This window comes from Martinezella dioscoreae, assembly GCF_009176305.1.
Classification (GTDB): Bacteria; Pseudomonadota; Alphaproteobacteria; order Rhizobiales; family Rhizobiaceae; genus Rhizobium; species Rhizobium dioscoreae.
Window position 1 is genome coordinate 1,295,952 of the sequence record NZ_BLAJ01000001.1, and the last position, 24,629, is coordinate 1,320,580.

Below are 24,629 nucleotides of genomic sequence, written 5' to 3' on the forward strand. Positions count from 1 at the left end.
AGGAATTTTGGTATGAAGTGCAGCAAAGCGAGAGTTTGATATCCGGCTGTTTCGGAACGGTTTTCAACAATGAGGATCGTTAACGTCCGGGTGCAGATTTGGGCAGCAACCGTGTTGTATTGATACAGAGCCCACCTTGCGATAGGCCTGCCGAGTGCCGGAAATGACCGCAAGAACCTCGATCTGTCCCATTTTGGGAAAGCCGGCTCAAAAAATATTTTTGATTTTTATTGTCGGCCGTTGGGGCGAAGCCCGTCGGTTGTGCGAATGATCGCGGCAGCCATCTCCGCGACGGCCGGCGAGTGGGCCGCGTTCGCAACGATCACCAGTTCCGCCTCTGGCCATGCTTGCGACAATTCCCAGGCTGTTACCAGCGGCGCCTCGAGATCCATCCGCCCCTGGATCATCGTGCAGGGGATACCGGCGGGCCGATGGATGTCGCGCAGGATCTGCCGTTCCACGAGCCAGCCCAGATGGTGGGAGTAGTGGGTGATGATCCGGGCACGGGCCGTCAGATAGCGAGGATCGGACCACCGAGATGGGAGGGTCTCGCGCGGATCGATCAGGATCGAGGCGCCCTCCCATTCGTGCCAGTCTCTTGCAGCTCTCACGTGGATTGCGGGATCTGGGTTAAGCAGGAGGCGATAATAGGCAGCGACGAGATCACCGTCGCGATCCTCTTCATGCACGGCAGCGCGAAAGCGTGCCCATTGCTCCGGAAAGAACCGGCCAAGACCTTGATAGAGCCAATCGATTTCTGATTGTCTCGTCATGGTAATGCCGACGAGGAGCAAGCTTTCCACCCGTTGCGCATGGGTTTCGGCATAGACGAGCGCAAGCGTGCAGCCCCAGGAATTGCCGAAGACGATCCAGCTTTCAACGCCGAGACGCAACCGCAATTGCTCGATATCGGCAATCGTATGCCATGTGGTGTTGGCCGAGAGATCGATCGCCGGTTCCGACGCATGCGGAAGGCTGCCGCCGCAGCCGCGCTGGTCGAACTGAATGATTCGATAGTAATGCGGGTCAAAATAACGCCGCGTTCCGGCCGAACTTCCTGAACCCGGACCGCCGTGCAGGATAAGGACAGGCCTGCCTTGCCGGTTGCCTGATTGCGTGCAATGAATCCGCTGGCCGTCACCGACCTCAAGCAGGCCTTCGTCAAAAGGAATTGTATCCGGGTAAAGCATTTGCCGTCACGCGTTGAGAAGAAGACAGGCATCGCTGTTTCGCGACGCCGCGTGACAGGAGGATGACAATATCAGAGAAATTCGCGCAAGGTCTCGCGCGACTGCAGCGAAAGGAATTCGATCGCCACGCCTTCCATGAAATGGCGAACGACGCGGCCACGCATATTGCCGAGGCGTACCGGCGTCCCGATCGTGGGGCGTATTTCGACATCGACCGCGGCACCCGAGAGCGAGAGGTCCATGATGCGGCAGACATATTGCGTACCGTCGTCGAGCGTAAGCTCGCAGCGGGTGTTGCGCGGCGTCAGGCGATCATGGCGGCGATCTTCCGGCAGGCCAAGTTCGTGCTTGTTGGCAAGCCAGGTCAATTGGGCGGCAAGCTTTTCGCGTTTCCGCTCGGTCGCATTGATCGACATGGTGAAACCGCGGCCATCGACGGCAACGACATTGCCTTCAACGCGGCCAAGGTGATCGATATAGGCGACAACGCGCTCGTCGGCGCGCGGACGTCCCAGGCAGGTGACATGAAGGTCGCCTGGCGACATCTCGGTGACCAGGCACTCGAACTCCTCATAATTAGCCAGCATCAGGCGACCCTGCATATTGATCGGAACCCGTTGAAAGGTCCGCTGATCATTGCGAACAGCATTGCCTGTCATTTGGTTGGGCCGCGTCGCATGGGCCGGCTGGAATGAGTGCATGAAGCGTCTTGAACCCTATTGCGTCTCTTCCAACTATTAGCCGCAACTCCTTAAAGTAAGGTTGTCTTTCCCGAGGCATGGCTTAGAGATGATCGTCGATTTTGTTCCGAGCTGGGTCAATTCCAGCTCTCTCGCGCCCATTTTTTGCTTGAATTAACTTTCGGCGCATCCATTCGCCCAGGCTGGTGCTTCGCTGATGCGGCAGAAGATCTGTCGGATCGGGATGCGGCGGCGCATTCACGAGCCGGACGGGGCGGTCGCGAAGCAGGCGGCTGCGGTCCAGCGCCAGAAATTCCAGGCGCTCATTGCCGAGCCATGTCGTGTAAACGGTGGGCGTGAGGCAGCCGAGCAGTCTGTCGCAAGTGTCGCTCGATGTTCGAACCGGCAGCAATATCAGCTCGAAGGTCATGCTGCGGCCACTGATGCAATATCCCGTTGCATGGATCGATGCGGGAACCACGTGCCTCATCACGCCGGCGGCGATGTGCACCGGATCGTCCTGCTGGCTGCCAGCCCAGAGCGCCGCGAAATTCTCGCCGCGAATCTCGCGCCCCATGAGGTTGCAGATCGCCGTACCGGCCAGACGGAAGCGGGGATTGTCGTCGGCGGTGTTTTCCAGGATGAACAGCTCGGGAAGAATATGTCCGATCGCCGATGGCTGTATCAAATTGCGCAAGGGGGCATCAGCGTTGCCGCGTATATGCTCCCAATAGGTAAATATATCGATGCTCGTCTTCTGGCGCATAATGCGTCCGTGTCCCATTTCATTTCAAATACAAAGGCATTCATTGCCCTCGACTCCACCGTTGCGAATTCCATGCCAGAACCGGGCCATTAGGGTTAACAAGGGGTTTCGCTTGCTCCGCCCGATGGTCGGTGTAAGGCTTTGTTCATCACTTCACCAAGTGACCTTCAGCACGAATTTCCCGGGCGCCGGACGGACCAGCGTGGTCCAATCCGGAGAGGAGCATCCCGGCGCGCCGCCCCATACTGCGGGCGGCTTTTTTTTTGATTTTTGCTGCGGTATGTGTCGAAGACCTCTATTGATAAGCTGAGCAAGACATGGACGATGAACAGCTGCCGCGCCCAGAGCCGGAAAATCCGCGGCCGCAGCAGCATGTGCCCGCCTTCAATCTGCCTCCCGCGATTCTGGCGAGTCTTGCTGTTCTGATCGTCATCTTCGCGGTCATGAACCTGCCCTCGTGGTCGGACGATACGTTGAACTGGATTTATTTCACCTTCAGCTTCATCCCGGCCCGTTATGCCTTTCCCTTGTCGCAGCAGGGGCTGGAATGGCTTTGGACGCCGGTCACCTATTCGCTGCTGCATGGCGGGATCGAGCATATCGTCTTCAACAGTCTCTGGCTGATGGTCTTTGCTGCGCCCGTGGCGCGACGCATCGGCGCGCTGCGCTATGTGATTTTCTGGATTTTTTCGTCCGCCGCTTCCGCCTTCCTGCATGCAGCGCTTTATTGGGGAGACCAGACGCTTTTGATCGGTGCATCCGGAGTCGTCTCGGCGCTGATGGGGGCAGCTTGCCGCTTTGCGTTTCCGGCCATGGACGGTCGCAGAGTTTCCATGCGGCAGGCGCATCTCAATCCGCGCCTCAGCATCTTGGAGTCGCTTCGAAGCCGTACCGTCGTCGCCTATACCGTCATGTGGGTCGCCGGTAATGCACTCGTCGCCTTTGGCATCAATCTTGCGGGCGACAGTTCGCAGCCGGTGGCCTGGGATGCTCACATCGGCGGATTTCTGTTCGGATTCCTGCTTTTTGCACCCTTCGACCGGCAGCCGCCCGTGGAAGCTCAGGAAGCTTTACCACTCGATGAATGAGCTGTTGCTTTCTTACTGACACAGGCGCACCATTGCTATCCGTCGGTCGTGGGATGAGGAGATCGACCGACCGACGGGCGAGGCGCCGGTTTGAGCTCCGGGGGTAATTTCGGAACATATCGGACGCTTCAGGTGTTCATCATGCTTTCGAGATGGGAGGATCGAATGTCAGTTTCCGTAAAGGCCATACTTGAAGCCAAGGGCCGCGACGTCGTGACGACGGGCGGTAATACGACCGTTGCCGAGGCCGCGAAGATTCTCAATGAGAATCGCATCGGCGCCATCGTGGTCGTCGGACCGGGCGGCAAGATTTCCGGCATCTTCACCGAGCGGGATGTGGTCAATGCCGTTGCCAAGCAGGGGCAGGAATGCCTCGACAAGCCGATCGCATCGATGATGACGGCCAAGGTGCATCGCTGTAAGGAAGATACGACGACCGACGAATTGATGGAACTGATGACGATGCGCCGCTTCCGTCACGTTCCCGTTGAGGAGAAAGGCAAGCTTTCCGGCATCATCTCCATCGGCGACGTCGTCAAATGGCGCATCCGTGAGATCGAACTCGAGGCCGAGCAGATCAAGGCCTATATCGCCGGGTAAGAAGCGGTTCGGCGTGACCGAAGCAATCGGCGCGGTGGATCGCCTGCGGTAAGCAACGGCCTGAATTCCCAGCAAAGCGCCGATTGCGTTTTTCAAGGCTTAACGCGCGTAGGCTTCTTGCATGCGCCGGATCTCGGTCAATCTTGCCGATGCTTCCTCATAGCCGCGTTCTATTGCTTCGCCAGCACGATGAAATTCCGAAAGGCCGATATCGCTGAGGCGCGGATGCAACGCCAGATCGGGCGGGTCGCCGGCAAGGCGCGCACGCGCAATTCTGTCCTGTATTATGTTGAAAGCCTGCACCATGACACCCGTCATGCCAAGTTTCATGGCGGGCGCATCCTCGCGGCGCAGCAGATCGCCGTTGGGCGAGCCGACATTGTGCTTGACCACCGCGGACCGGCCATAGAGATCGTAGTGCAGGTTTACCGCAACCACCAACGTCTGTTCATAAGTTCGGCAGACCGAAACCGGCACCGGATTGACCAGGGCGCCATCGACCAGCGTACGGCCGTTGGAGCGCACCGGCTCGAAGATGCCAGGCAGGGCATATGATGCCCTGAGCGCAGTGATGAGAGAGCCGTTGGCAATCCAGACTTCATGGCCTGTGTTCAACTCCGACGCGACGGCGACGAAGGGACGGTCGAGATCTTCGATGGAAAATCCTTCCAGATGTTCCTGCATGCGCTTGGTGAGCCGCATGCCACCGAACAATCCGCTTCCGCCGATGGTGAGGTCGAGCAGGCTGGCGATGCGCCGCATGGTCAGCGAACGCGCGAAGGCCTCAAGTTCGTCAAGCTTGCCCGCAAGATAACAGCCACCGACGAGGGCGCCGATCGATGTGCCGGCAATCATGCCGACTGCAATGCCGGCTTCGTCGAGTGCACGCAAAACACCGATATGCGCCCAGCCACGCGCAGCACCACCGCCAAGCGCCAAGGCAATCTTTACTTTTTTTGGAGGGGCGGGAGGGAGAAGCGGGGTAGACGTATCCTGCGTAAGGCCTGAACCGGTCGAGCTCTGTCCGCCGATGTGACGATTCAACCCCCAATTCAGCATTTTTTACGCCTCCTCCGAGGCTCCGTGTGCCTCGGCTAAAATACTGTCCCTTTTTCGTTTCCAAATCGTATACTGGTTGTGGCTTGTTGAAACACCATCACCGATAGGTCTACTGCTTGTAGACTTCTTCCGGATTGAAATGCAGGTGATCGTCGACCACGCTCAGCACCGGCTTCCCATCTTCGAGCTCGACTGTTCGGTAGAAGCAGGAACGGCGGCCAGTATGGCACGTCGCATCATGTCCGGCGACCTCCACTTTCAGCCAGATTGCATCCTGATCGCAATCCGTTCGGATTTCCTTCACCGTCTGAAGGTTTCCGGAGGTTTCACCTTTTTTCCAGATCTTACCGCGCGAGCGGCTGAAATAATGCGCCGTGCCGGTCTTGATCGTCAGCGCGAGCGCCTCGGCATTCATGTGCGCGACCATCAGCAATTCGCCATCATGCGCATCCGTCACGATCGCGGTGATCAGGCCGCGATCGTCGAAACGGGGCGTGAAATCGCCTGCATCCTCCAACTCGGATTTATCTTCGGAAGGAGCATTGAAAATCAGGTTCATTTCCGGCTCTTTCGTTGAAGCCCGGTCAGCGACCCCGGACCAAGGACATGAAACGAGCCTGCTCGGCCGGATCGGCCTTGAAGGCACCCGTGAAGGTCATCGTCAGCGTCGAGGAACCCTGCTTCTTTATGCCGCGCATGGACATGCACATATGTTCGGCGTCGATCATCACGGCGACGCCGCGCGGACGCAGGGACTCGTCGATCGCATTGGCGATCTGGGCCGTCATGGCTTCCTGCGTCTGCAGTCGGCGCGCAAAAATATCGACGACACGGGCGATTTTCGACAGGCCGAGGACACGACCGCTCGGCAGATAGGCGACGTGCGCCTTGCCGATGATCGGCACCATATGATGTTCGCAATGCGAATAGAACGGGATGTCCCGCTCAAGAACGATATCGTCGTAGCCCGAGACTTCTTCAAAAGTGCGGCCGAGCACATCCTCGGGATTCAGCTCGTAGCCGCCGAACAGCTCGCGATAGGCCTTGGCAACGCGCGCAGGCGTATCGAGCAGGCCTTCGCGACGCGGATCATCGCCGGCCCAGCGAAGGAGAACGCGGATTGCGTCTTCAGCTTCCTGCTGCGACGGGCGTTCGAAATCAGTGACTTGCGGAAAGTTCTTTACAATGGCGTCCATTACCTATGGTTCTCCTGATCCGCTGTGCGGATATCATCTTGTCGGACTCGCCACTGGCATTCCCCGAGGTACGGAGATTTTGTACCTTTGGCGGGCTCCGGGGCGTTCTGGCTGGCGGACAAGCCTGCCGTCCTGCACGGTTTCCCATCAAACTTACAGAAGACCATTGCATTTCGATGGTCTTCGAACGACATACATATAGTATGGCATTGTCCCTGTGAAAGTGTCCTAAACGGACACGCTGTGTTTTTTGTTACGAAACACGAACAGGTGCATCGGAGCAAAATCTGTGATGGACGACATCTACAACAGCAAAATCCTAGAGTTTGCCGGCAATATCGGCCGCATCGGCAGTCTTCCTGACGCCGATGCCAGTGCCCAGGCCCATTCCAGATTGTGCGGTTCTCGCGTAAAAATCTGGCTGAAAATGGACGGCGATGTGGTGACCGATTTTGCCCATGACGTCAAGGCCTGTGCGCTCGGCCAGGCGTCATCTTCGATCATGGCGCGCCATGTGGTCGGCGCTACTGCAGACGAAGTACGCAAGGCCCGCGAGGATATGCTCGCCATGCTCAAGGCCGACGGCGAGGGGCCTGAGGGGCGTTTCGAAGACATGCGCTATCTAAAGCCGGTCAGGGATTACAAGGCCCGTCACGCTTCGACCATGCTGACATTCGATGCCGTTGTGGACGCGATCGGGCAGATCGAGGCGGCGCGTCAAGGCGGAAATGCCAAAACGGCTGAAGCCGTCTGAGCGGGCGCTGACCATGTGCCAATTCTGTCTCATGCAGGACGACGATGAAGACGAGGGCGGTGCTGCACCCTCCAAGCGCGCGCGGCGCGATGCATCACTAGGCGGCGAGATGGCGATGAAGTCGCGCAATTATGCCGGACCTTTCCGCAAAACACCGGACCGGCTCCTCGGCATGGGCCTCATTCGCCTTTATCAACTGACGCTTTCCGGCTTCATTGGCAACTCCTGCCGCCACATCCCGACCTGCTCGGAATATGGCTATGAGGCGGTAGCGCGCCACGGACTTTGGGCTGGCGGCTGGATGACGTTGTTTCGCGTCTCCCGCTGCGGACCGGGTGGGACGAGCGGGCTCGATCCGGTGCCCGGCGAGCTGGAGCGCCGCTATCATTGGTGGACGCCCTGGCGCTATTTCCGCCTTGGGCAAAAGGCTGCCTGACCGTTGGCAGTCTATGTCGCGCTGCTCTACAGCATAGTCCTTGGCCCAGGCCGCAGAGTTATCATGTCCGATCTCAAGGCCATGGCGGAGAGTTTGGGCTTTCGCAATGCCCGAACGCTTGTTGCGACCGGCAATCTTGTTTTCGAAGCCGAGCCGCAGCCAATCGCATCGGTCGAGGCACAGCTTGAGGCAGGTTTTGCTACGGCTTTCGGCAAGCATGTCGATATCATCGTCCGCGATGCCGATAGATGGCTGAGGCTCGCCGACGGCAATCCCTTTCTCGACGGGATCGGCAGCGAGGTCATCGTTCGGGTGATGCGGCAGCCACTCGAACCCGAAATTCTCGATGTGCTTGCGAAATACCGGCAGGACGAACGCATGGCCGTTGTCGATGGCGATTTATGGATCGATTTCGGCCTCAAGGCCAGCGAGACGAAAATGCTACCGGCTTTGACGACAAAACGGCTCGGCATCGGAACGATGCGAAACTGGAACACCGTGCGCGGTTTGGCCGAGATGATCCGGGCCTAGCGCCGCTTTTCCTTTACTAGATCGCGAAATACAGCTATCAGGCGCGCGGACTTAAGTTACGCATTTACTTGGTCCCTATCTTTCGAAACCACCCGCATTCGTTGGCGGGACTGGACAAGGAGAATATCGATGTCCCAATCCGTTTCCCTGACATTTCCCGATGGTTCCGTGCGCAGCTTCGCTGCCGGCACGACCGGTCGCGATGTCGCCGAATCTATTTCCAAGTCGCTTGCCAAGAAAGCTGTCGCCATCGCGCTTGACGGTACCGTCCGCGATCTTTCCGATCCGGTGACCGACGGCAAGATCGAGATCATCACCCGCTCGGATGATCGCGCGTTGGAGCTCATCCGCCACGACACCGCGCACGTGCTTGCCGAAGCCGTACAGGAGCTTTGGCCGGGAACGCAAGTGACCATCGGTCCGGTCATCGAAAACGGCTTTTACTACGATTTCGCCAAGAACGAGCCCTTCACACCCGATGATCTTCCTGTCATCGAGAAGCGGATGCGCGAGATCATCCAGCGCAACAAGCCGTTCACCAAGGAGATCTGGTCACGCGAGAAGGCGAGGGAAGTCTTTGCCGCCAAGGGCGAGCGCTACAAGGTGGAACTGGTCGATGCCATTCCGGAAGGTCAGGATCTGAAGATCTATTACCAGGGTGACTGGTTCGACCTGTGCCGCGGTCCGCACATGGCTTCGACGGGCCAGATCGGCAATGCCTTCAAGCTGATGAAGGTCGCCGGCGCCTATTGGCGTGGGGACAGCAACAACCCGATGCTGACCCGCATCTATGGCACGGCATTCGCTGAACAGGCGGATCTCGACAACTATCTGCACATCCTCGCCGAAGCCGAAAAACGCGATCACCGCCGTCTCGGCCGCGAAATGGACCTGTTCCATTTCCAGGAAGAAGGCCCCGGCGTCGTCTTCTGGCACGGCAAGGGCTGGCGCATGTTCCAGACGCTGGTGTCCTATATGCGCCGGCGGCTGCAGGGCGATTATCAGGAAGTCAACGCGCCGCAGGTGCTCGACAAGTCGCTTTGGGAGACCTCGGGTCACTGGGGCTGGTATCGCGACAACATGTTCAAGGTCACCGTTGCCGGCGACGACACCGATGATGACCGCGTCTTTGCGCTGAAGCCGATGAACTGCCCCGGCCACATCCAGATCTTCAAGCATGGCTTGAAGTCTTATCGCGAACTGCCGATCCGCCTTGCGGAATTCGGGGCCGTGCATCGCTACGAGCCTTCGGGCGCGCTCCATGGTTTGATGCGCGTGCGCGGCTTCACGCAGGACGATGCACACATCTTCTGCACCGACGAGCAGATGGCGGCTGAGTGCCTGAAGATCAACGATCTTATCCTGTCGGTCTATGAGGACTTCGGCTTCAAGGAGATCGTCGTCAAGCTTTCGACTCGCCCCGACAAGCGCGTCGGTTCGGACGAGCTCTGGGATCGCGCCGAAAGCGTGATGATGGACGTGCTGAAAACGATCGAGGCGCAGTCCGAAGGCCGCATCAAGACCGGCATTCTGCCGGGCGAGGGCGCTTTCTACGGCCCGAAGTTCGAATATACGCTCAAGGATGCCATCGGCCGTGAATGGCAATGCGGCACGACGCAGGTCGACTTCAACTTGCCTGAGCGCTTCGGTGCCTTCTACATCGACCAGCACTCCGAAAAGACGCAGCCGGTGATGATCCATCGCGCCATCTGCGGCTCGATGGAGCGTTTCCTCGGCATCCTGATCGAGAACTTCGCCGGTCATATGCCGCTCTGGGTCTCGCCGCTGCAGGTCGTCGTGGCGACGATCACCTCGGAAGCCGACGCTTATGGCGAAGAGGTAGCGGAAGCGCTGCGCGACGCCGGCCTCGATGTCGAGACCGACTTCCGCAACGAGAAGATCAACTACAAGATCCGCGAGCATTCGGTGACGAAGGTTCCGGTGATCATCGTCTGCGGCAAGAAGGAAGCCGAAGAGCGTTCGGTCAACATCCGCCGCCTCGGCAGCCAGTCGCAGACCTCGATGTCGCTGGACGAAGCGATCGCATCGCTTTCGCTGGAAGCAACGCCGCCGGACATTCTGCGCAAGCGCGAAGCAAGGCGGGCCAAGGCCGCCTGACGGCCGACCGATATCTGGCGGCACCTTCAGGGTGCCGTCAGAGAACTGACATACGACTTTCATATAATTGATGAATCAAAGCGTTGCTGTGGCTGCAACATGTGACGCAACTGAGACCATAGGAGCGGGGCAGCCCCGTCGCGCACTTGGAATTCAAGGAATTATCCTACGCAAACGAACGGGACACGCGGATCAAGCGCTGGTTCATCCGCTCCATCGAAGGCCTTTCCGGCCGAGACCGTTATGCCCGGCTCTACGATATCTGGCGCACCGATATCGTCGGCAAGAGCGAGCGGGTTTTCGGCAAGATGCTCGATCTCATCGATGTGCGCCTGCTCATCAAAGGCGAATGGCCGCCGAACCAGATCCCCGAGGCGCCGATCGTCATCGTCGCCAATCACCCCTACGGCATCGGCGACGGCATTGCGGTGCTGGCGCTTGCCGAGCAACTGGGGCGGCCCTTCAAGGTTCTGATCAATAACGAATTGCTGAAGGTGCCTGAGATGCACGACTATTCGCTGCCGGTCTCCTTCGAGGAGACCAAGGAAGCGATGGCGATCAATATGAAGACCCGGCATGAGGCTGTTCGCCTCTTAAAGGAAGGCACAACGATCATCGTCTTTCCTGCCGGTGGCGTTGCAACCGCCAAGAAGGGTTTCGGCCGGGCAGAGGATCTGCCTTGGAAGATATTCCCGGCAAAACTCATCCAGGCCGCGCGTGCGAGCGTCATTCCCATCTATTTCGAAGGACAGAACGGCAGGCTGTTCCATCTGGCGAGCCGCATCTCGATGACCTTGCGCATCTCGCTGCTGATCCGTGAATTCCGGCGTCTCTCCGGCAGCACCATAACAGCGCATATCGGTGCTCCCAGGAGCTGGGAGGCCCTCAGCGAGGGCAGTGACCGCAAGGACCTGCTGACGAAGCTTTATGGAGCGGTCTTCTCCATGGCACCCCCTAGAAAGATGCTGCGGCGTAAGGCCGGATGAGCGGAAAGGGTTTCGAGCTTCTCATCACCGAACGGTGACTGCACTGATAGCGCCAGCCGGCGATCAAACCCGGGGCTCCGCTGTCAATCCATGCTATCGCCGTCGTCGCCACCAGCGGCAGGCGCCAATTGTTCATAGGTGGGCAGCGGTTGCTGGTTGGTCGTGGCCGGCGGCGTCTGGCTCTGGCGCATCGGCGGCATCTGGATCGGCAGCTGTCGGGCCGACTGTTCGGTATCGGCATCCTGCGGCTGCTGCTGCTTCATCAGCACTTCCACATCCGTATTCATGCCGGCGGCGACCGTGAAATCGCGCTGATAGATCTTGTCCTTGTTGCGGGCGACTGCTGTATAGCGGCCTTCCGCAAGCACCATGGTCGGGAACGCACTGACGCTTTCCCCGACGATATCGCCCGCTGCTGTCAGGATCGACCAGGCCGTATCGGCGATCGCCTCGCCGCCGGCATCCGAAACCAGCTTGAACGTGAGCTTTGCCGCCCTGTGTTGAATGGTCGCCTCGGTCACCTTGCCGGCTTCCACCTGAATGTCGGCACGGATGACGGCATTGACCTCGCCATATTCGGAAACGACGTGATAGGTGCCGGCACTGAGGCCGACCAGCGTATTCGGCTTGACGTCGTCCATGACAAGACCGCGTTCGCCGTCTTCCTTGGTCTCGCTCGAATAGATCGAGAAACTCAGCTCGTTTGGAGGGATACGGACATCGGGGCCGGATACGGCATTCAAGACCATGCCGCCGGCGTCGAGAACCATCGTCTGCTTCTGGGTCTCGCCGCTTTCAGGCACGCTCAACCGCTTGGTGACACCGGCGCGGCCGAAAGAGACATTGACGAAGTAATCGCCCGGCAAAAGGTGAAAGGAGGCCGAGCCTCCGCGCGAGCTGGCAACCAGCGGCAGTTTGCCGTCTGCTCCCGCTATCGGGCTGAAGACGTACCAGGCAAGGCCCTGCTGCTGCGGGCCGCTCTGGGGCGTGAGTTTGGCTTCGAGGGAAACGTCGCGCAATGTGCGCGCAGACGAATTCTCGCCATTCGGGGCCACGAAAGCATTGAGCTTCGGCATCTTGACGCTGCCGTCGAGCTGCTTGAATTCCTTGAAGGCATCCTGTGCCGAGACGGCGGTACTTATGCTCGCAAGCATTGCGAAAGCCGCGCTCAATCGGCGAGCGGATGAAATGCCTGACATGGATACCAACCGATTGACTTCCGATAAAACACACGCCACTTCAAAACCAATGCGGTGGCAAATTCAAGACCTCATCATACCACAAGCCAAAATGAAGGCAGTTCCTCAATGAAAACCGATATCAAGCTGGTCGACTATCTCGCGGTGCGCCGATCCATCCCTGCGTTCCAAATGTCGGAGCCGGGACCGGACAAGGCTGAGATCGAGGAGATTCTCCGGTTGGCCTCGCGTGTGCCGGATCACGGCAAGCTCGCACCGTGGCGCTTTATCGTCTATCGCGGCGAGGAACGCGCTCGCATCGGTAAAGAGCTATTGAAGCTTGCACTGGAAGCTAAGCCTGACCTGTCTGAGGAAATGATTCAGGTCGAACGCACTCGTTTCACCCGTGCCCCTGTGGTCATCGCGGTCGTCAGCAAGGCGGCGCCGCATTTTAAGATCCCGGAATGGGAACAGCTGATGTCGGCGGGCGCGCTTTGCATGAACCTGCTGATTTCAGCCAATGCTCATGGTTGGGTCTCCAATTGGCTGACCGAATGGTTCGCCTTCGACGAGCGCGCCTATCCGTTGCTCGGCGTCCAGCCTGGCGAAAAGGTCGCCGGCTTCATCCATATCGGCTCGACAAGCTTTCCTCCGGTCGAACGCCCACGCCCGGAACTTGCCGAAACGGTAACATGGGTCGGCGGCGAGGACGCGTGATGTTTTATACGACGGATACCAATCGTCATGGGCTGGCGCATGATCCGTTCAAGGCGATCGTGGCGCCGCGGCCGATCGGCTGGATCGGCAGCAAGGGCAGGGATGGTTCGCTGAACCTCTCGCCCTATTCCTTCTTCAACGCCGTCAGCGATCGGCCGAAGTTGGTGATGTTTTCTTCCGCCGGTCGAAAGGACAGCGTGCGCAATGTCGAGGAAACCGGCGTCTTTACGGCCAACCTCGTCAGTCGCCATATCGTGGAGAAGATGAACCATTCTTCCGTTGCCGTTCCCTATGGCGTCAATGAATTCGAACTTGCCGGACTAACCGCAAATCCTGGCGAGCTGATCGATGCCCCCTATGTTGCCGAGGCCTTTGCCGTGCTCGAATGCCGGGTAACTGAAACCCTGCAGCCCAAGGGTCTCAATGGCGAGGTATCGGAAAATATCATGGTCATCGGCCAGGTCGTCGGTATCCATATCGACGAGACGATCATTCGCGACGGCAGGCTGGACATGGCGCTGGTGCGTCCCATCGCGCGCATGGGCTACATGGATTATAGCGAGGGCAGTGACGTCTTCGAGATGATCAGGCCAAAGGCGCCCTGATGGGCGCCACTCGTGCTGGTAGGCGAAAGGTTAATAAGCAAGGTAAACGTCCCGTAAACCTTTGCCCGATAACGTGAAGCATATGAATTTGCGGGGCAAGAATCGCCCCGTTGATATCGGGGCGTTACGTGATCATAGAAGCATTCCTTCGCTGGGCTGAGACCGCCAAGGCAGAAAGCAGGACGCGGGCGGCCAATGCACTCGGCAGGGCCTATCTGCAGTCGGAGATGCCGAAGGACGAGCGCGCGGCTGCCGAGATGGCAATGACCTATCTGCTCGACGACCCGTCTCCCCGCGTGCGGCTGGCGCTTGCTGAGGCGGTCGCGCATTCGGCCACCGCCCCGCGGAACGTCATCCTGTCTTTAGCCGAGGATCAGCCTGAAATCGCCGGGCAGATCATCCTATTTTCGCCCGTGTTCACCGATGCCGACCTCGTCGATCTCGCATTGCGGGGTAGCGATGTGACGCGGGTGTTGATCGCGTCTCGCGGCGAGGTGCCACGTGCGGTCTGCGCTGCACTTGCCGAGATCGGCGGCGAGGCTGAAATTCTGTGTCTGCTCGAGAATGATGGTGCCTTGCTTTCGCAGGCCTCGCTCAAACGCATCGCCGAGCGCATGGGTGACTGCGCCGACATACGCGGACTGCTGCTTTCACGAGACATCTTGTCCTCAGATATCAGGCACCTGCTGATGCGCCAGGTCAGCGACGCGCTTTCGGAATCGGCGCTCGTCCAGAGCTTCGTCGGCAGCTCCAGGCTGCAACAGGTAACGCGTGAAGCGACCGAATCCGCAACTGTCACGATCGCGGGAACGGCACAGCACGAGCAATTGCCCGATTTGGTCGAGCATCTCAGGCAGGGCGGCTGGCTGACGCCGGCGTTCCTGATGCATGCGCTATGTTCCGGCAAGGTCGATTTCTTTGCCTGCGCGATCACCAATCTTTCCGGATGCGATGAACGGCGCGTGCGCTCGATCGTTTCCAGGGGGCGCGCCCATGCCCTGCGGGCGCTTTACGAAAGCGCCGGACTGCCTCGGGATATCAGCACGATCTTCGTCGAAGCGACGATGATATGGCGCGAATCCTCCCGCAAGAACGGCAGTGCGATGCTGGAAGATGTGTCTTCGCGATTGATGCGCAAGTTCCACCTTGCGGAGCCAGCCCCCGCCGCGGCAACGCAGTTGCTCGACATGGTCGAGAAGCTTGCCAATGCCGAGAAACGGCAAACTGCGCGGAGCTTTGCCGCACTGGCGACGCTCGCCGCCGCGTGATATCCAGCGGGCATTCTATCTCTCAGAGGTTCATCTTGTCACTGACGATTGCTATCGAATCCCCGCGTCAGGAGGGGGTTATCCGCCTTCTCGACATGTCGAGCGCCTATGCGGAATCGCTCTATCCGGCGGAGAGCAACCATATGCTCGATCTGTCTTCGCTGGAGAAGGCCGAGGTGACCTTCTGGGTTGCCAGGGTAGAGGGCGCGATCGTCGGATGTTGCGCCTTGGTGGAAGCCGGCGACGGTACAGCGGAGATCAAGCGCATGTTCGTCGATCCGATCGCCAGAGGCCGCAGTGTCGCGCGCAAGCTCATGGAGACGCTCGAAGCGGCAGCGCTCGAAAAAGGCCTTTCCGCGGTGCGGCTTGAAACCGGCATATATCAGCCGGAAGCGATCGGCTTATACCGGAAATTCGGATATCTCGAAATTCCCGCATTCGGCAGCTATCAGCCCGACCCGCTCAGCCTGTTCATGGAAAAACGGCTGGAACAAACCAGCTGAGCAATCAGCCTTCGGCAGCGTCCCGAACATGCAGCTGCAGTTCGGGTTCCTGCGCGTGCTGTTCCTCGGTCAATTCGGCTTCGCGAATCCACTCGCGCCAGATGGCAACGATGATGGCCATCAGCACCGGACCGATGAAGAGCCCGAGGAAGCCCATGGTCTTTACGCCTCCCACCAGACCGAAGAAAGTGGGGAGGAACGGCAGCTTGATCGGACCGCCGACAAGCTTGGGACGAAGCGTTTTATCGACAATGAAAAGCTCGATCGTGCCCCAGAGAAAGAGGGCGATACCCGCCCAAAGCGAGCCGCTGGCGACGAGATAGATCGACACAAGCGACATGGAAAGCGGTGCGCCGCCCGGCACGAGAGCCATCACGCCCGTCAGTACGCCGAGCGTGATTGCGGACGGAGCGCCGGCGATCCAGTAGGCCACGCCGAGGACGATGCCTTCGCCGATGGCGATTAGCGTCATGCCCATGACGGTCGAACTGATCGTCGCGGGTACGACCCGCGAAATCCGTTCCCAGCGATTTGGGAGAATCTTCTCGCCGAGCAAGTCGACCTGGCGGACGAAGGTCGCGCCGTCGCGATAGATGAAGAACAGCGCAATTAGCATGAAGAGCAAGGTCAGCACGACGTGGAATGCACCACCACCGGCTGCAAGAACCGCTCTGTAGATATTGCCGATATGGGCACCGCTCACCAACTGCGCCAACTCACCGAGCGAGCCTGGGCTTCCGACATATTGCGTCCACTGCTCGCCGAGCCAGGAGCCGACGACCGGCAACGCGAGAATCCATTGCGGCGGCGGCGCACCCTCGCGATTCACATGGATCGCCCAGCTGAACCACTCGCGCACCTCACCAGCCATATAGATGGCGGATAGGACGATAGGCAGGACGAGGAAGGTGACGATGAATGCGATGGCGATAGTGGCGGCGAGTGTCGTATTGCCGCCGGTACGACGCACGATATCGCTATAGAGCGGCCAAGTGGCAAAGCCGATCACCGCTGCGGCAAGGACCGGTACGAGAAAGCCATAAAAGAAATAAATACCGGCAATGGCAATCAAAATCAGCAGCCAGCGCGCTGCGGAAATGGATGGGATCAAAGGCATGCGCGCATGCGCACTCGGTCCCAGCCACCGATGCTCCCTCGGCTTATGACGTTCAAATACACCCACCGGTCTTACTTCGCCCCTCTTTACTAGATCATCCGGTTATGGGGTATGATCTAGGCCGTTTCAAGAGCAACGGCTTTAAGCTTCTTATTCAGCCGTCATGACAATAGCACGACCGTCCTGCGCGCCGTAATTAAGTTATCGAGAGGCGACGAAGCATCTTGAACGCAGAAGACTGAGTTTTTGTGTCGAATTTGAAACTTTTATCAGCGAGGAGGATCAACAAATCCGTTTCGGCGGTTGGTCTGCTGTCAGATATCCAGATCCTCGGCAAAGGCGGCCCGCTCCTGAATGAAGCGGAAGCGAGCATCGGCCTTGGTGCCCATCAGATTGTCGACGGCGTCGCGCGTTCCCTCGAAATCGACTTCATCGATCTCGACGCGCAGCAGCGTGCGCTTAGCCGGATCCATCGTGGTCTCCTTGAGTTGGGCCGGCAACATTTCGCCCAGACCTTTGAAGCGGCTGATCTCAACCTTGCCTTTGCCCTTGAATTCCGTGGCCATCAGCTCCTGCCGGTGGGCGTCGTCGCGGGCATAGATGGATTTCGAGCCCTGGGTGATCTTGTAGAGCGGCGGGACGGCCAGGAAGAGGTGGCCCTGACGGATCAGCTCCGGCATCTCCTGATAGAAGAAGGTGATCAGCAGCGAAGCGATGTGGGCGCCATCGACGTCGGCATCGGTCATCACGACGATGCGCTGATAGCGCAGGTCTTCCTCGCGATATTTCGTGCGGGTGCCGCAGCCGAGCGCCTGGACGAGATCGGTGATCTGCTGGTTGGCCGACAGTTTCTCGCGACCGGCGCTGGCGACGTTCAGGATCTTGCCGCGTAGTGGCAGGATTGCCTGGTTGGTGCGGTTTCGTGCCTGCTTGGCCGAGCCGCCTGCCGAATCGCCCTCGACGAGGAAAAGTTCGGCACCTTCCGCTGCGCTCTGCGAGCAATCCGCCAGCTTGCCCGGCAGGCGCAGCTTGCGCACGGCGGTTTTACGGTTGACTTCCTTTTCCTTGCGCCGCCGCAGGCGCTCCTCGGAGCGCTCGATCACCCATTCCAGCAGCTTTTCAGCTTCAGCCGGATTGTCGGCAAGATAGTGATCGAAAGGGTCGCGCAGTGCGTTTTCGACGATGCGCTGGGCTTCGACCGTCGCGAGCTTATCCTTCGTCTGTCCGACGAATTCCGGCTCGCGGATGAAGATCGACAGCATGCCGACGCCCGAAATCATCACGTCATCCGTCGTGATATTGGCCGCACGCTTGTTTTGGGTGAGATCAGCGTAGCTCTTCAGGCCCTTGGTCAAGGCAATGCGGAGGCCTGCCTCATGGGTGCCGCCTTCAGGGGTCGGAATCGTATTGCAATAGGAATGGATCTGCGGGTCGCCGCCATACCATGTGATCGCCCATTCGAGCGAGCCGTGGCCGCTTTCCTTTTCCGATTTGCCGGCAAAGATCTCGCGGGTAACAGTGAACTCGCTGCCCATCGTCGCCTTGAGATAATCCTTAAGGCCGCCCGGGAAATGGAAGACCGCCTTTTCCGGAACATCGGCGCCTTCCGGCGCCAGCTCGGGATCGCAGCCCCAGCGGATTTCGACGCCGCCGAACAGATAGGCTTTGGAACGGGCCATGCGGAAAACGCGGGCCGGATCGAAGCGGGCGTGATCGCCGAAGATCTGCGGATCGGGATGGAAGCGGACGCGCGTGCCGCGGCGATTATGCACGTCACCTAGCTCTTCCAAACCGCCAATCGGCAGGCCGCGCGAGAAGCGCTGGCGATAGAGCTTGCGGTTGCGGGCAACCTCGACTTCCAGATCATCCGACAGCGCATTGACGACGGACACGCCGACGCCATGCAAACCGCCCGAGGTCTCATAGGCCTTGCCGTCGAATTTGCCGCCGGCATGCAGCTTGGTCATGATGACTTCGAGCGTCGACTTGCCAGGTACCTGCGGATGGTTTTCCACGGGGATACCACGCCCATTATCCGTGACGGTCAGATAACCTTCCCGATCGAGATAGACCTCGATGAAATTGGCGTGGCCGGCCACCGCCTCGTCCATGGAATTGTCGATGACTTCGGCGAAAAGGTGGTGCAATGCCTTCTCGTCCGTGCCGCCGATATACATGCCGGGACGCATGCGGACGGGCTCGAGTCCCTCGAGAACACGGATTGAGCTTGCGCCATATTCCTCTGACGACGAAGTCGTCGGAGCCGCGCGCTGTGCAGGCGCGGCGGCTGGCTTTTCCGGCTTTGCGGCCGGCTTTTCCGCTGCTTCCGGTTTCGGCGAGCGGGGGAGGCCGGAGAAGAGATCGTTGCTGTTATCCATAGAACTTCGAGCTACTAGATTTGTCCTAGAGGGGCCAAACCCCTTTAATATCGCATTTGTCGCCGCTATTCGCGAATCATCGTGATTCTGCCAGAAACGGCGCACAAGAGCGATGGCGCCCCGTGACGGGGAAGATTCATGAATGAGATTTGCGTTGCTGAGTGACGAATGGCAACCCCGATGGCTGATTTGAGGAAGTATCCGTATGCGAATGTCCACAGCTCATTTGCCTATCCTGCCCGCAATCTCGGCCATTTTGCTTCTGGCGACGGGGCAGACCGCCTCTGCAGATATGTTGAAGCCGTTCAAGGACGAGCTGTTTTCCAGTCAGACGGTCATCGAAAGCCACGACAACGGCGCGTTCCAGACGATCGACTACCAGGAAATGCGAGATATCAACGGCCGCGACCAGATTCCGGAAAAGCGCGTCAAGCCGGCCTATGTCGATACCGGCGTGCGCTGGAAAGCCCAGGAAGACGAAACGCTTGCGATCGGCGGCCGCAAGGTTGATGTCACCCGCATAGGTCCCGCATCGCAACAGGCATTTACCGTGATCTTTATCCATGGCCGCGGCGGCGACCGCCGGCTCGGCTCCAACGACTATACGTTCGGCGGCAATTTCAACCGGCTGAAGAACCTGGCCTATCGCAACGGCGGCACGTATTACGCACCGAGCGTCAGAGGTTTCGACAGCAACGGAGTTGCCGATATCGCCGAGCTCATCCGCTATTCCTACGAGCAATCCGCCGGCAAGCCCGTCATCCTCACCTGCGCTTCCATGGGCAGCTTCATTTGCTGGGGCATTACGCGCGATTCCGAAAGCGTCAAGCGCCTGAGGGGCATGGCGATCCTGAGCGGCGTCACCGATCCTGATTTCACCAAGAGCGCCTTCTACAAGGCAAAGCTGCCGCTCTGGTTCACGCATGGCAGCAAGGATCCGGTCTATGCGGCTGCGGACCAGCAGGCGCTGTTTGAAAAACTCTACAAAGCGCATTATCCGACACGCTTCACGCTTTTCGAGACCGGCAATCATGGGACGCCCGTCCGCATGACCGATTGGCGCAAAGTTCTCAACTGGATCGTTGATCCGCAAGCGTCATAAACGCTCGCGCAATCCGACTTATTTTCCGGGTAAGCATTTTTCAAACGATTTGAGCTGGTTCCGGCCGCATTCGATAACTTTCCTTTCTCTTTCCTTTTTGTTAGTCCGAAGCTGGATCAAGGGGGAGAATATCGGAATGACGAAGACCATACGGCCGCTCCTGGCCGGAAACTGGAAGATGAACGGCACACGCGCGAGCCTGGATCAGATCAAGGCGATCGCGGACGGCGTCAAGGCGCCGCTGTCGGAGAAGATCGATACGCTACTCTGCCCCCCGGCCACCTTGCTCTATGTCGCGACCGCGCTTTGCGACGACAGCCCGCTCGCCATCGGCGCTCAGGATTGCCATCAGCAGGTCAGTGGCGCCCATACGGGCGATATTTCGGCCGAAATGATCGCCGACTGCTTCGGGACCCACGTCATCGTCGGCCATTCAGAGCGCCGCAGGAATCATGCCGAAAGCGACATGCTGGTGCGCGCAAAGGCGCAGGCAGCGCATGATGCCGGGCTGATCGCCATCATCTGCATCGGCGAAACGGCTTACGAGCGCAATAGTGGCCAAACGCTCGAGGTGCTGAAGCGGGAGCTCGTGGGCTCCATTCCGGATGGCTCCACGGCACAGACGACCGTGATCGCTTACGAGCCAGTCTGGGCGATCGGCACCGGCGTGGTTCCAACCCAGGAAAACGTCGAGGAGGCACATGCCTTCATCCGCGCCGAACTCATCGAGCGCTTCGGCAAGGAGGGGGCGAATATGCGAATCCTCTATGGCGGATCGGTCAGCGGCGCCAATGCGCGCGACCTTCTGGATGTTCCGCATGTCAACGGTGTGCTTGTCGGCGGACAGAGCTTGAAAGCGGTCGACTTCCTCGCCATTTATGCCGCATTCGAACGGCAGTTCGCCTGAAGCAACCACTTGCCCGGAATTCCAGCCTTAAAAGGGCTTGGAATAGGCGAGAGCCTCATGTAAAGAGCCGCGAGCTTTTATTTTTGATGCCCGCACCGGGCAGGACTGGATCTATGCAAACCGTACTGCTTGTCATCTATCTCATGGTTGTCGTCGCCCTTATCGGCGTGGTGCTGATTCAGCGCTCCGAAGGTGGCGGCCTTGGCATCGGGGGCGGCTCGGGCTTCATGTCTGCGCGCGGTACGGCCAATGCGCTGACGCGCACAACGGCCATTCTGGCAACGCTGTTCTTCGCGCTTGCCCTCGGCATGAACGTGTTGTCCCGCTTCGAGGCTCGCCCGACCGACATTCTCAACCGCATTCCGAGCACGGCGGGTCAGGGCAACGGCATTCTCGATTCGCTTGGCGGCCAGAAGGGTGCTGCTCCGGCAAACACCCAGCCGAAGCCCGCCGATAATAGCGGTGTTCCGAACAGCGGTGCCGTCGCTCCGCAGTCGCAGGCAACACCGCCTGCCACGACGAATCAGGCAGCTCCTGCCCAGCAGGCTCCGGCCGCGACCGGTCAACAGACCGCGCCGGCGACGACCACTCCCGCGCCAGCCGACAACGGCGGCGTCCCGACCGGTAAGTAATTCCGGTCGCCGAAGATCATCCCCGGCAGGTCCTCGGATCTGCCGGTTTTGTTTTGTCCATATTCCGCGTTCTGTAGCCAAAATTCCGGAAACGAATTTTAGGGCTAGCGGAATCATTTGTGAAAAGGTATCCGGTGACTCCCATGGCGCGATATGTATTCATCACTGGCGGCGTGGTTTCTTCCCTCGGAAAAGGAATTGCGGCTGCGGCTCTCGGAGCGTTGTTGCAGGCTCGTGGTTATCGAGTCCGCCTGCGCAAACTCGACCCCTATCTGAACGTGGACCCGGGCACGATGAGCCCGACCCAGCACGGCGAGGTCTTCGTCACCGACGACGGTGCTGAAACCGACCTCGATCTCGGCCACTACGAGCGCTTCACCGGCCGCTCGGCCACCAAGACCGACAACATCACTACCGGTCGCATCTACAAGAACATCATCGACAAGGAACGCCGCGGCGACTATCTCGGCGCCACCGTTCAGGTCATCCCGCACGTTACCAACGAGATCAAGGATTTCGTCACCGAAGGCAACGACGACTATGATTTCGTCATCTGCGAAATCGGCGGCACGGTCGGCGATATCGAAGCCATGCCTTTCATGGAAGCGATCCGCCAGCTCGGCAACGATCTGCCGCGCGGTACGGCTGTTTACGTCCATCTGACGCTGATGCCCTATATACCCGCTGCCGGCGAGCTGAAGACCAAGCCGACGCAGCATTCGGTCAAGGAACTGCAGGCACTCGGCATTCATCCTGACATTCTGCTGGTTCGTGCGGATCGGGAAATCCCCGAAGCCGAGCGTCGCAAGCTTTCGCTGTTCTGCAACGTGCGGGAATCTGCTGTCATTCAGGCGCTCGATGTCGCCAACATCTATGACGTGCCGATGGCCTACCACAAGGAAGGCCTCGACAACGAAGTTCTGGCTGCTTTCGGCATCGAGCCGGCCCCGAAGCCGCGCCTGGAGCAGTGGGAAGAGGTCTGCAATCGCATCCGCACGCCGGAAGGCGAGGTGACGATTGCCATCGTCGGCAAATATACCGGGCTCAAGGATGCGTATAAGTCGCTGATCGAAGCACTGCATCACGGCGGCATCGCCAATCGGGTCAAGGTCAAGCTCGAATGGATCGAATCCGAGGTCTTTGAAAAGGAAGATCCGGCGCCGTATCTTGAGAAAGTTCACGGCATTCTCGTCCCCGGCGGCTTTGGCGAGCGCGGTTCGGAGGGCAAGATCCTGGCAGCCCGCTTCGCACGCGAACGCAAGGTGCCGTATTTCGGCATCTGCTTCGGCATGCAGATGGCCGTCATCGAAGCGGCCCGCAATCTGGCCGGTGTCGAACATGCCTCGTCGACCGAGTTCGGCCCGACCAAGGAACCTGTCGTTGGCCTGATGACCGAATGGTTGAAGGGCAATGAGCTGCAGAAGCGCACGGCATCCGGCGATCTCGGCGGCACGATGCGCCTTGGCGCTTACAAGGCGGCCCTGAAGAAGGGCACGAAGATTTCCGAGATCTACGGCTCCACAGATATTTCGGAGCGTCATCGCCATCGCTACGAGGTCAATGTCGACTACAAGGACAGGCTGGAAGAATGCGGCTTGACCTTCTCCGGCATGTCACCGGACGGCGTTCTGCCTGAAACGATCGAATATGCGGATCATCCGTGGTTTATCGGCGTTCAGTATCATCCGGAACTGAAGTCCCGTCCGCTGGAGCCGCATCCGCTGTTCTCGAGCTTCATCGAAGCGGCGACGGAACAGAGCCGGCTGGTTTAAGATTTGCAAATCGCTTGCGGTAGTCGCTCGGGCTCACCGCAAGCCTCTCCCGAAAATGATGGCGCATGGTGGCGAGCGATCCAAACCCGCTTGCCGCGGCTACATCGTCCAATGAAATGGCCGTTTGCTTTTCAAGTAGATCGCGGGCGCGCCTCAGCCGCTCGCTGAGCAGCCATTCCCCCGGTGCCATGCCGGTGGTCGCCTCGAAACGGCGCTGGAAGGTCCGCACACTCATGCCGGCCCGCGCTGCAAGTGCCGCAATGGGCTGATCTTCCTGCAAACGCTCGCGCATCCATTCAAGCAGCGGGCCTAAACGAGCTCCCTCACGCTGTCTCAAAACCGGCGTTTCGATATATTGCGCCTGGCCGCCCTCGCGATGGGGTGGAACCACAAGACGGCGGGCGACGCTGTTGGCAATATCCGGTCCGTAATCGCGGCGCACGACATGCAGACAGAGATCGATGGCGGCGGCACTGCCGGCGGCGGTCAGCACCTTGTCTTCATCGACATAGAGAACATCGGCATCGACTAATATATCCGGATAGCGCGTAGCAATGGAATCGACGTAGCGCCAATGTGTGGTCGCCTTGCGGCCGGCGAGTAGACCGGCCGCGGCAAGGACTGCGACGCCAGAGCAGAGGGACATGATGCGGACACCACGGCGGCTGGCCGCTTGGAGTTCGGCAATCAGCAGGGCAGGGACCGGCGTTCCGATACCGCGCCAGCCGGGCACGATGATGAGGTCGGCATCGGCAAGGACTTCAAGACCGTGGTCGACCTGTATCGTCAGCCCGCCTGCGGCGCGCAGAGGGCCATGCTCGATAGCGCAGGCGGAAAAGCGATACCAGTCCTCGCCCATTTCCGGACGCGACAGGCCAAAGATCTCATAGGCGACGCCGAATTCGAAGGTGCACAGCCCGTCATAGACAAGGGTGACGACATGGGGGCCGCGGAGATTGGGGTGATCTGAGTTTGGCATGATTTTGACGTTATATGGCATTTCGGCCAATTTCAATCATGGGATCGCTCAGGCATGAATGCACCGA

General features: G+C 59.2%; 25 protein-coding genes. 15 read left to right on the forward strand and 10 right to left on the reverse strand.

What is annotated here, in order from left to right; genetic code table 11:
* Positions 1-227 precede the first annotated feature (227 nt).
* From pip to GDN47_RS06280, 3 genes are all read right to left on the reverse strand, one after another.
* Positions 228-1,190 (reverse strand): prolyl aminopeptidase, encoded by a 963-nt coding sequence (gene pip / locus GDN47_RS06270; RefSeq protein WP_152092811.1) that lies wholly within the window; start codon positions 1,188-1,190, stop codon positions 228-230.
* A gap of 71 nt (positions 1,191-1,261) precedes the next feature.
* Positions 1,262-1,891 carry a PilZ domain-containing protein gene (locus GDN47_RS06275; RefSeq protein WP_095434944.1) on the reverse strand — a complete coding sequence of 210 codons (630 nt, stop codon included), beginning with the start codon at positions 1,889-1,891 and terminating at the stop codon, positions 1,262-1,264.
* A gap of 82 nt (positions 1,892-1,973) precedes the next feature.
* Positions 1,974-2,636, reverse strand: coding sequence for a PAS domain-containing protein (locus GDN47_RS06280; RefSeq protein ID WP_233788708.1), 663 nt, complete (start codon positions 2,634-2,636; stop codon positions 1,974-1,976).
* A gap of 317 nt (positions 2,637-2,953) precedes the next feature.
* Here GDN47_RS06280 and GDN47_RS06285 point away from each other — a divergent pair, with 317 nt between their 5' ends.
* Positions 2,954-3,724, forward strand: a complete 771-nt coding sequence (locus tag GDN47_RS06285) for a rhomboid family intramembrane serine protease (RefSeq protein ID WP_152092812.1) — start codon at positions 2,954-2,956, stop codon at positions 3,722-3,724.
* A 165-nt stretch (positions 3,725-3,889) separates the two neighbouring features.
* Positions 3,890-4,324 (forward strand): CBS domain-containing protein, encoded by a 435-nt coding sequence (locus GDN47_RS06290; RefSeq protein ID WP_015339966.1) that lies wholly within the window; start codon positions 3,890-3,892, stop codon positions 4,322-4,324.
* A gap of 99 nt (positions 4,325-4,423) precedes the next feature.
* On the opposite strand, the gene GDN47_RS06295 is transcribed toward GDN47_RS06290, so the two are convergent.
* The 3 genes from GDN47_RS06295 to folE form a co-directional block, all read right to left on the reverse strand.
* Positions 4,424-5,383: a patatin-like phospholipase family protein gene (locus tag GDN47_RS06295; protein ID WP_145317366.1), complete on the reverse strand. Its 960-nt coding sequence runs from the start codon at positions 5,381-5,383 to the stop codon at positions 4,424-4,426.
* A 109-nt stretch (positions 5,384-5,492) separates the two neighbouring features.
* Positions 5,493-5,942, reverse strand: coding sequence for a phosphoribosyl-AMP cyclohydrolase (gene hisI, locus GDN47_RS06300; protein WP_112721279.1), 450 nt, complete (start codon positions 5,940-5,942; stop codon positions 5,493-5,495).
* A 25-nt stretch (positions 5,943-5,967) separates the two neighbouring features.
* The gene (folE, locus tag GDN47_RS06305; RefSeq protein WP_113330650.1) at positions 5,968-6,579 is read right to left on the reverse strand and encodes a GTP cyclohydrolase I FolE; all 612 of its coding nucleotides are present in this window, start codon (positions 6,577-6,579) and stop codon (positions 5,968-5,970) included.
* Between the two features lie 292 nt (positions 6,580-6,871).
* Between folE and GDN47_RS06310 the strand changes: the two genes are divergently transcribed.
* The 5 genes from GDN47_RS06310 (at position 6,872) to GDN47_RS06330 (ending at position 11,404) form a co-directional block, all read left to right on the forward strand.
* Positions 6,872-7,333 (forward strand): iron-sulfur cluster assembly scaffold protein, encoded by a 462-nt coding sequence (locus GDN47_RS06310; protein ID WP_173002446.1) that lies wholly within the window; start codon positions 6,872-6,874, stop codon positions 7,331-7,333.
* 13 nt (positions 7,334-7,346) lie between these two features.
* On the forward strand, positions 7,347-7,769 hold the full coding sequence (yidD, locus tag GDN47_RS06315; RefSeq protein WP_145631088.1) for a membrane protein insertion efficiency factor YidD: 423 nt from the start codon (positions 7,347-7,349) through the stop codon (positions 7,767-7,769).
* 3 nt (positions 7,770-7,772) lie between these two features.
* Positions 7,773-8,300 carry a DUF1697 domain-containing protein gene (locus tag GDN47_RS06320; protein ID WP_113330653.1) on the forward strand — a complete coding sequence of 176 codons (528 nt, stop codon included), beginning with the start codon at positions 7,773-7,775 and terminating at the stop codon, positions 8,298-8,300.
* A gap of 129 nt (positions 8,301-8,429) precedes the next feature.
* On the forward strand, positions 8,430-10,418 hold the full coding sequence (thrS, locus tag GDN47_RS06325) for a threonine--tRNA ligase (protein ID WP_145631092.1): 1,989 nt from the start codon (positions 8,430-8,432) through the stop codon (positions 10,416-10,418).
* A gap of 146 nt (positions 10,419-10,564) precedes the next feature.
* Positions 10,565-11,404: a lysophospholipid acyltransferase family protein gene (locus tag GDN47_RS06330; protein ID WP_069612228.1), complete on the forward strand. Its 840-nt coding sequence runs from the start codon at positions 10,565-10,567 to the stop codon at positions 11,402-11,404.
* Between the two features lie 83 nt (positions 11,405-11,487).
* Here GDN47_RS06330 and GDN47_RS06335 read toward each other — a convergent pair whose 3' ends face one another.
* Complete coding sequence (locus tag GDN47_RS06335) at positions 11,488-12,558, reverse strand: RgsD C-terminal domain-containing protein (RefSeq protein WP_233789763.1); 1,071 nt, start codon at positions 12,556-12,558, stop codon at positions 11,488-11,490.
* A 153-nt stretch (positions 12,559-12,711) separates the two neighbouring features.
* Between GDN47_RS06335 and GDN47_RS06340 the strand changes: the two genes are divergently transcribed.
* From GDN47_RS06340 to GDN47_RS06355, 4 genes are all read left to right on the forward strand, one after another.
* Positions 12,712-13,299: a nitroreductase family protein gene (locus GDN47_RS06340; protein WP_152092815.1), complete on the forward strand. Its 588-nt coding sequence runs from the start codon at positions 12,712-12,714 to the stop codon at positions 13,297-13,299.
* Positions 13,299-13,904: a flavin reductase family protein gene (locus tag GDN47_RS06345; RefSeq protein ID WP_152092816.1), complete on the forward strand. Its 606-nt coding sequence runs from the start codon at positions 13,299-13,301 to the stop codon at positions 13,902-13,904. Before GDN47_RS06340 ends, GDN47_RS06345 begins: the two co-directional genes overlap by 1 nt.
* Positions 13,905-14,017: 113 nt before the next feature.
* Complete coding sequence (locus tag GDN47_RS06350) at positions 14,018-15,172, forward strand: DUF2336 domain-containing protein (RefSeq protein ID WP_152092858.1); 1,155 nt, start codon at positions 14,018-14,020, stop codon at positions 15,170-15,172.
* 35 nt (positions 15,173-15,207) lie between these two features.
* A complete protein-coding gene (locus tag GDN47_RS06355; RefSeq protein WP_173002447.1) occupies positions 15,208-15,675 on the forward strand; it encodes a GNAT family N-acetyltransferase in 468 nt (155 codons plus the stop codon).
* 4 nt (positions 15,676-15,679) lie between these two features.
* Here GDN47_RS06355 and GDN47_RS06360 read toward each other — a convergent pair whose 3' ends face one another.
* On the reverse strand, positions 15,680-16,858 hold the full coding sequence (locus tag GDN47_RS06360) for an AI-2E family transporter (protein ID WP_113330659.1): 1,179 nt from the start codon (positions 16,856-16,858) through the stop codon (positions 15,680-15,682).
* A gap of 248 nt (positions 16,859-17,106) precedes the next feature.
* The gene (parE, locus tag GDN47_RS06365; RefSeq protein ID WP_113352505.1) at positions 17,107-19,170 is read right to left on the reverse strand and encodes a DNA topoisomerase IV subunit B; all 2,064 of its coding nucleotides are present in this window, start codon (positions 19,168-19,170) and stop codon (positions 17,107-17,109) included.
* Between the two features lie 205 nt (positions 19,171-19,375).
* Between parE and GDN47_RS06370 the strand changes: the two genes are divergently transcribed.
* The 4 genes from GDN47_RS06370 to pyrG all read left to right on the forward strand — a co-directional run bounded on the left by GDN47_RS06370 (position 19,376) and on the right by pyrG (position 23,583).
* Positions 19,376-20,272 (forward strand): alpha/beta fold hydrolase, encoded by an 897-nt coding sequence (locus GDN47_RS06370; protein ID WP_113352506.1) that lies wholly within the window; start codon positions 19,376-19,378, stop codon positions 20,270-20,272.
* 136 nt (positions 20,273-20,408) lie between these two features.
* On the forward strand, positions 20,409-21,179 hold the full coding sequence (gene tpiA, locus GDN47_RS06375) for a triose-phosphate isomerase (RefSeq protein WP_113330662.1): 771 nt from the start codon (positions 20,409-20,411) through the stop codon (positions 21,177-21,179).
* A gap of 113 nt (positions 21,180-21,292) precedes the next feature.
* Positions 21,293-21,811 carry a preprotein translocase subunit SecG gene (secG, locus tag GDN47_RS06380; RefSeq protein WP_113330663.1) on the forward strand — a complete coding sequence of 173 codons (519 nt, stop codon included), beginning with the start codon at positions 21,293-21,295 and terminating at the stop codon, positions 21,809-21,811.
* A gap of 143 nt (positions 21,812-21,954) precedes the next feature.
* A complete protein-coding gene (gene pyrG, locus GDN47_RS06385; protein ID WP_162746325.1) occupies positions 21,955-23,583 on the forward strand; it encodes a CTP synthase in 1,629 nt (542 codons plus the stop codon).
* Here pyrG and ftrA read toward each other — a convergent pair.
* Entirely contained in the window at positions 23,546-24,583 is a 1,038-nt protein-coding gene (gene ftrA, locus GDN47_RS06390) for a transcriptional regulator FtrA (RefSeq protein WP_152092817.1), read from the reverse strand. The genes pyrG and ftrA overlap by 38 nt on opposite strands.
* Positions 24,584-24,629 lie beyond the last annotated feature (46 nt).

Excerpts from the sequence above, each read along its gene's own strand:
- pip (WP_152092811.1), bottom strand. The coding sequence starts at position 1,190 with ATGCTTTACCCGGATACAATTCCTTTTGACGAAGGCCTGCTTGAGGTC.
- GDN47_RS06275 (WP_095434944.1), bottom strand. The coding sequence starts at position 1,891 with ATGCACTCATTCCAGCCGGCCCATGCGACGCGGCCCAACCAAATGACA.
- GDN47_RS06280 (WP_233788708.1), bottom strand. The coding sequence starts at position 2,636 with ATGCGCCAGAAGACGAGCATCGATATATTTACCTATTGGGAGCATATA.
- GDN47_RS06285 (WP_152092812.1), top strand. The coding sequence starts at position 2,954 with ATGGACGATGAACAGCTGCCGCGCCCAGAGCCGGAAAATCCGCGGCCG.
- GDN47_RS06290 (WP_015339966.1), top strand. The coding sequence starts at position 3,890 with ATGTCAGTTTCCGTAAAGGCCATACTTGAAGCCAAGGGCCGCGACGTC.
- GDN47_RS06295 (WP_145317366.1), bottom strand. The coding sequence starts at position 5,383 with ATGCTGAATTGGGGGTTGAATCGTCACATCGGCGGACAGAGCTCGACC.
- hisI (WP_112721279.1), bottom strand. The coding sequence starts at position 5,942 with ATGAACCTGATTTTCAATGCTCCTTCCGAAGATAAATCCGAGTTGGAG.
- folE (WP_113330650.1), bottom strand. The coding sequence starts at position 6,579 with ATGGACGCCATTGTAAAGAACTTTCCGCAAGTCACTGATTTCGAACGC.
- GDN47_RS06310 (WP_173002446.1), top strand. The coding sequence starts at position 6,872 with ATGGACGACATCTACAACAGCAAAATCCTAGAGTTTGCCGGCAATATC.
- yidD (WP_145631088.1), top strand. The coding sequence starts at position 7,347 with ATGTGCCAATTCTGTCTCATGCAGGACGACGATGAAGACGAGGGCGGT.
- thrS (WP_145631092.1), top strand. The coding sequence starts at position 8,430 with ATGTCCCAATCCGTTTCCCTGACATTTCCCGATGGTTCCGTGCGCAGC.
- GDN47_RS06335 (WP_233789763.1), bottom strand. The coding sequence starts at position 12,558 with ATGCTTGCGAGCATAAGTACCGCCGTCTCGGCACAGGATGCCTTCAAG.
- GDN47_RS06340 (WP_152092815.1), top strand. The coding sequence starts at position 12,712 with ATGAAAACCGATATCAAGCTGGTCGACTATCTCGCGGTGCGCCGATCC.
- GDN47_RS06345 (WP_152092816.1), top strand. The coding sequence starts at position 13,299 with ATGTTTTATACGACGGATACCAATCGTCATGGGCTGGCGCATGATCCG.
- parE (WP_113352505.1), bottom strand. The coding sequence starts at position 19,170 with ATGGATAACAGCAACGATCTCTTCTCCGGCCTCCCCCGCTCGCCGAAA.
- GDN47_RS06370 (WP_113352506.1), top strand. The coding sequence starts at position 19,376 with ATGCGAATGTCCACAGCTCATTTGCCTATCCTGCCCGCAATCTCGGCC.
- tpiA (WP_113330662.1), top strand. The coding sequence starts at position 20,409 with ATGACGAAGACCATACGGCCGCTCCTGGCCGGAAACTGGAAGATGAAC.
- secG (WP_113330663.1), top strand. The coding sequence starts at position 21,293 with ATGCAAACCGTACTGCTTGTCATCTATCTCATGGTTGTCGTCGCCCTT.
- pyrG (WP_162746325.1), top strand. The coding sequence starts at position 21,955 with ATGGCGCGATATGTATTCATCACTGGCGGCGTGGTTTCTTCCCTCGGA.
- ftrA (WP_152092817.1), bottom strand. The coding sequence starts at position 24,583 with ATGCCATATAACGTCAAAATCATGCCAAACTCAGATCACCCCAATCTC.